Here is a 4,691-nt window from a genome sequence, read left to right as displayed (position 1 = left end):
GTCGGCCCGCGCAGTTGCTACGACGAGGCGAAGCGATTCGCTGAAGCGCTGACGGCGGCGTACCGGGCGAATCTGGGTGTTGACACGGCGATCGTGCGGATCTTCAACACGTACGGGCCGAGGATGCGCGCCAACGACGGCCGCGCCGTGCCGAACTTCATCACCCAGGCGCTCGCCGGCCTGCCGCTCACGGTCGCCGGGGACGGTTCGCAGACCAGATCGCTGTGCTACGTGGACGACACGGTGGCCGGGATCATCGCGGCCGCCAGGTCGGGCCACAGCGGCCCGGTCAACATCGGCAACCCGGTCGAGTTCACCGTCCTGGACCTCGCCGGCTTCGTGCGCGACCTGTGCGGCTCCGCCTCGTCGGTCGACTTCGTCGAGCTGCCCGCCGACGACCCGCGCCTGCGGCGGCCCGATATCAGCCTGGCTCGTTCGGCGCTCGGCTGGGAGCCGGTCATCGACATCGAGAAGGGCCTTAAGGCGACCATCGACTGGTTCGCCGCGCAGCGCGGAGCGACGGCGGCGGACACCGACGGAGCCGCTCCCGGATGACCAGCCTTGATACCGACACGTCCGCGGCGGCGCGGTCGGCCGCCGCTCGGCCACCGCGCCCCGCGCCGCCCACGATGAACGCGGCAGTCGAGCCCGCACTGGGACTGGGACCGACGCTGCGCGAGATCTCCCGGCTGGCCGAGGAGCGCCTCGCTGCGCAGGTTCGGGATTACATCGACGGTGGCGCGGGCCAGGAACGCACGCTCGCGGCCAACCTCGCCGCGTTCGATGCCGTGCGCCTCGTCCCGCGCGTCCTGACCGGCGCGGGCCCCGCTGGCACCTCGGTGAGCATCCTCGGGCGGACGTGGGCGGCGCCGCTCGGCATTGCCCCGATGGCCTATCACACGCTCGTTCACCCAGACGGCGAACTGGCCTCAGTGCGCGCCGCCGCCGCCGCAGGCCTGCCGACCGTGCTGAGCATGTTCGCCGGCCGCTCCCTCGCGCACGTCGCCCCAGAGGCCGGCTCGCCGCTCTGGATGCAGATTTACTGCCTGCGCGACCGCACCCGGGTACGGGACCTGATCACGCGCGCGCAGGAGTCGGGCGTCGAGGCGATCGTGCTCACCGTCGACGCGCCGGTGCTCGGTCCGCGGCTACGTGACGTGCGCAACGGCTTCCGGCTGCCGCCCGGCGTGCGCCCGGCCAACCTCCCCGGCATGGACGCCGCCGACCCGGCAGCCCACGCGCTGGCCGAGTTCGACCCCTGGCTCGACTGGAGCGTCATCCGCTGGCTGCGCTCCATCAGCGCTCTGCCGATCGTGCTCAAGGGCGTGCTTGCCGCGCGAGACGCCGAGCGGGCCGTGGACGAGGGCGTAGACGCTCTCGTCGTGTCCAATCACGGCGGCCGCCAGCTCGACGGCGCGCCGGCCGCTCTGGACGCGCTGCCCGCGGTCGCCGCCGCGGTCGCCGGAGCCTGCCCGGTTCTGCTCGACGGCGGGATCCGTCGTGGCACCGACATCCTCGCCGCGCTCGCACTCGGGGCCGACGCCGTCCTGATCGGTCGTCCGATCCTGCACGGACTGGCGGTCGCCGGATACGACGGCGCGCTCGCGGTGCTGGAAATCCTCAAGCGCGAACTGCGCGAGGCGATGACCCTCGCCGGTATCGCCACCGTGGCAGACGTCGAGCCCGACCTGGTAGCCATGACGGCCGTCACCACACCGCCAGCACCGCCCGTGCCCGTTCCCCACCCCCACAACCGCGCCGCGGCGCCCGGCCTCTCGAAGGCCCGACTACACGCCAGCCTTTCCGACCCCGACCTCGATTCGATGGCCTTCCTCAACGAGGTCACCGACCGCTTCCCCGAGGCGCTCTCCTTCGCGGCTGGACGGCCGTACGAGGGCGCCTTCGACATCGAGCGCGTCTTCGACCACATGCGGGGCTACCTCGGCCATCTCGCGACGCGCGGACTCGACGCCGAGCAGATCCGCAGCTGCCTGTACCAATACGGGCCGGCCGCCGGGCAGATCAGGGACCTGATCGCGGACTCGCTCGCCCGGGACGAGGCGATAGACGCCGCGGCGGAATCGATCGTGGTGACCGTTGGCGCCCAGGAAGGCATGCTGCTGACCCTGCGCGCACTGTTCGCCGATGCCGCCGACCTGCTGCTCGTCGCGACGCCCTGCTACGTCGGCATCATCGGCGCGGCAAAGCTGCTGGGCGTCGACTTCGCCGCGGTCCAGGAACGGCAGGACGGCCTGGTCGCAGAGGACGTGCAGGCAGCGATCCTCGCGCATCGCGCACGAGGGCGACGGCCACGCGCGCTCTACCTGGTGCCAGACCACTCGAATCCGTCCGGCAACACCTTGTCTCTCGAGGAACGCGGCGCGCTGCTCGACCTCGCCGCGCGCCACGACATTCTGCTGATCGAGGACAGCCCTTATCGCCTGGTCAGTGCCGGGCAACGGCTACCCACGCTCAAAAGTCTCGACCGCGAGCGCCGCGTCGTGCACATCGGCTCCTACGCCAAGTCAGCGTTTCCCGGCGCGCGCCTCGGCTACGTCGTCGCGGACCAGATAGTCACCGACCCGGCCGGCCACACCAGCCTGCTCGCCGCCGAGCTGGCCAAGATCAAGAGCATGGTCACCGTCAACACCCCCACGCTCAGCCAGGCCGCGGTGGCTGGCCTCCTGCTCGCCTGTGACGGGCGCCTGTCGGAGGCTAACGCCGAGGCCGCCGCCCACTACCAGGAGAATCTCGCCACCCTGCTGGCGGAGCTTGACCGCCACTTCCCACCGGACACCCGGGCAGCGGCAAACCTGAGCTGGAACACGCCGTCCGGCGGCTTCTTCCTGCGCATGCGGGTGCCGTTTCGCGCGGACGAGGCCGCCCTGACCCGCTCGGCACGGGACTTCGGCGTGCTGTGGACCCCCATGTCCTACTTCCACCCCGAGGGCGGCGGCGAGCACGAGATCCGCCTGGCTTTCAGTGCCCTGACGCCGCCGCGCATCCGGGAGGCGGTGGCCCGGCTCGCGCGCTTCATCGAGGCCGAGCGCCGTGCGGCGCAGCCCGCGCTTGAACAGGAGGCGAGATGACGAACGCGATCGAAGCGAGCGAAGTGCTGATGGTGCCGTTCGCCGGGGAGGGTTCCGGCGTCGACGAGCTGACCTGGGGTCAGCAGCACATCTGGAACGCCGTGCAGGAACTCGGCTCGCCGATGAACATGTGCGCCGTGCGGGAGCTACCCGCTGGAGCCCGCGTGGCGCAGTTCGCCGAGGAACTGCGTTTCTACGCGAGCCGCTTCCAGTCCATGCGCACCCGCCTGCGGTTGACGCCCGGCGCGTTACCCAAGCAGGAGGTCGTCAGTTCCGGGCAGATTCCACTGGAGATCATCGACGTCCCCGCGCACGAGGACCCCAGGCAGGTCGCGGAGATATTGGCCGCGTGGCAGGAGGACACGCCGTTCGACTACGAGCGCGAATTCCCTATCAAAATGACGCTGATCCGCCAGCACGGCGCGCTCACGCACCTGGTGATGGCGCTGTGCCACTTCGCGACAGACGCCGTCGGCGCGATGACGATGTACCACGATTACCTCAACCGCGACCCGCGAACCGGTCTGGCGACCACGCTCGCTGCCATGCATCCGCTCGCGATGACCGTGCAGCAGCGCAGCCCGTCGGCCCGGCGCCAGAGCGAGGCGTCCCTGCGCTACTGGGACGGTCTGCTGCGCACCATCCCGATGCGCCGCTTCCCCGACCCAGTCGATCCTGCCCCGGACTGCGGCCGCTACGGCCAGGTCCGGATGAACTCGCCCGCGATGCTCCTCGCGCTCAGGGCGATCGGAAACCGCCTGGGCACCGACGTGAGCACCGCGCTGCTCGGCGTCGTCGCGGTCGGCATGGCACGTGTCGCCGGGATCAACCCGGTCGTCGCGCAGATGGTGGTGAGCAACCGGTTCCGGCCCGGGTTCGCCGAGATCGTCAGCAACGTCAGCCAGGCCGGCCTGTTCGTCGTCGATGTCGCGGACATCAGCGTGGCCGAGGCGATCGTCCGCTCGCGGCAGGCCTCGATGAAGGCCTACAAGCACGCCTATTTCGACTTCGCCCTCTGGAAGGACCTGGTGGCGCGGGTCAACCGGGATCGCGGCGGCGTCGTGGACCTCAAGTGTTACTACAATGACCGGCCCTCCCAGCACCGGATCGACCCCGCCGGCGCCCCGGTCACCGTCGCCGAGATCGAGGCGGCCCTGCCGAGCACCAGCGCGCCGCAGTGGAGCGAGCTGCCGTTCTTCAACGAGCGGCTGATGGTGACGATCGACGACGTGCCCGGCGCGATCGGGCTCATCGTGCTCGCCGACACTGCGTACGTGCCTAGGAGTCAGATGGTGCAACTGGCCCGCGCACTCGAATCGCTCGCCGTCGAGGCGGCCCGCGATCCGGACCTGAGCACCGGTGTAAGCGCCTGCGTCAGCGCCAATGCCCCGGCCGAGCAACTTCAGGCACGGTGAGGTCGGTCATGCAGACCATGGTCGCTCTGGCCGAGCTCTTCTCGCCGGAAGGGAGGAAGAACCCGTACCCCTTCTATGCCCGGCTGCACGAGCTTGGGCAGGCCTGCGCGCTCGATCCCGCCGTCGACCGGTACTCGGCTGTCGTACACGGCTACGAGGCCGTCGAGCGCGTGATGCGTGACCCGGT

Annotated in this window: 3 protein-coding genes; all 3 read left to right on the top strand. The window is 70.5% G+C overall.

Annotation, left to right across the window (positions count from 1 at the left end; genetic code table 11):
• Positions 1-555, top strand: a 555-nt coding sequence (locus VN779_RS16480; protein ID WP_325724211.1) for an NAD-dependent epimerase/dehydratase family protein, incomplete at its 5' end; no start/stop codon positions are given.
• A complete protein-coding gene (locus VN779_RS16475) occupies positions 552-3,089 on the top strand; it encodes an aminotransferase class I/II-fold pyridoxal phosphate-dependent enzyme (protein ID WP_325724209.1) in 2,538 nt (845 codons plus the stop codon). The genes VN779_RS16480 and VN779_RS16475, both read left to right, overlap by 4 nt.
• A complete protein-coding gene (locus tag VN779_RS16470; RefSeq protein WP_325724207.1) occupies positions 3,086-4,504 on the top strand; it encodes a condensation domain-containing protein in 1,419 nt (472 codons plus the stop codon). The genes VN779_RS16475 and VN779_RS16470 overlap by 4 nt, the downstream gene beginning before the upstream one ends.
• The last annotated feature ends 187 nt before the right edge of the window (positions 4,505-4,691 follow it).

The organism is Actinocrinis sp., from assembly GCF_035605935.1.
Classification (GTDB): Bacteria; Actinomycetota; Actinomycetes; order Streptomycetales; family Catenulisporaceae; genus Actinocrinis.
Note: the sequence above shows the minus strand (reverse complement) of the source record. Positions and strands in the feature narration are given on the sequence as shown.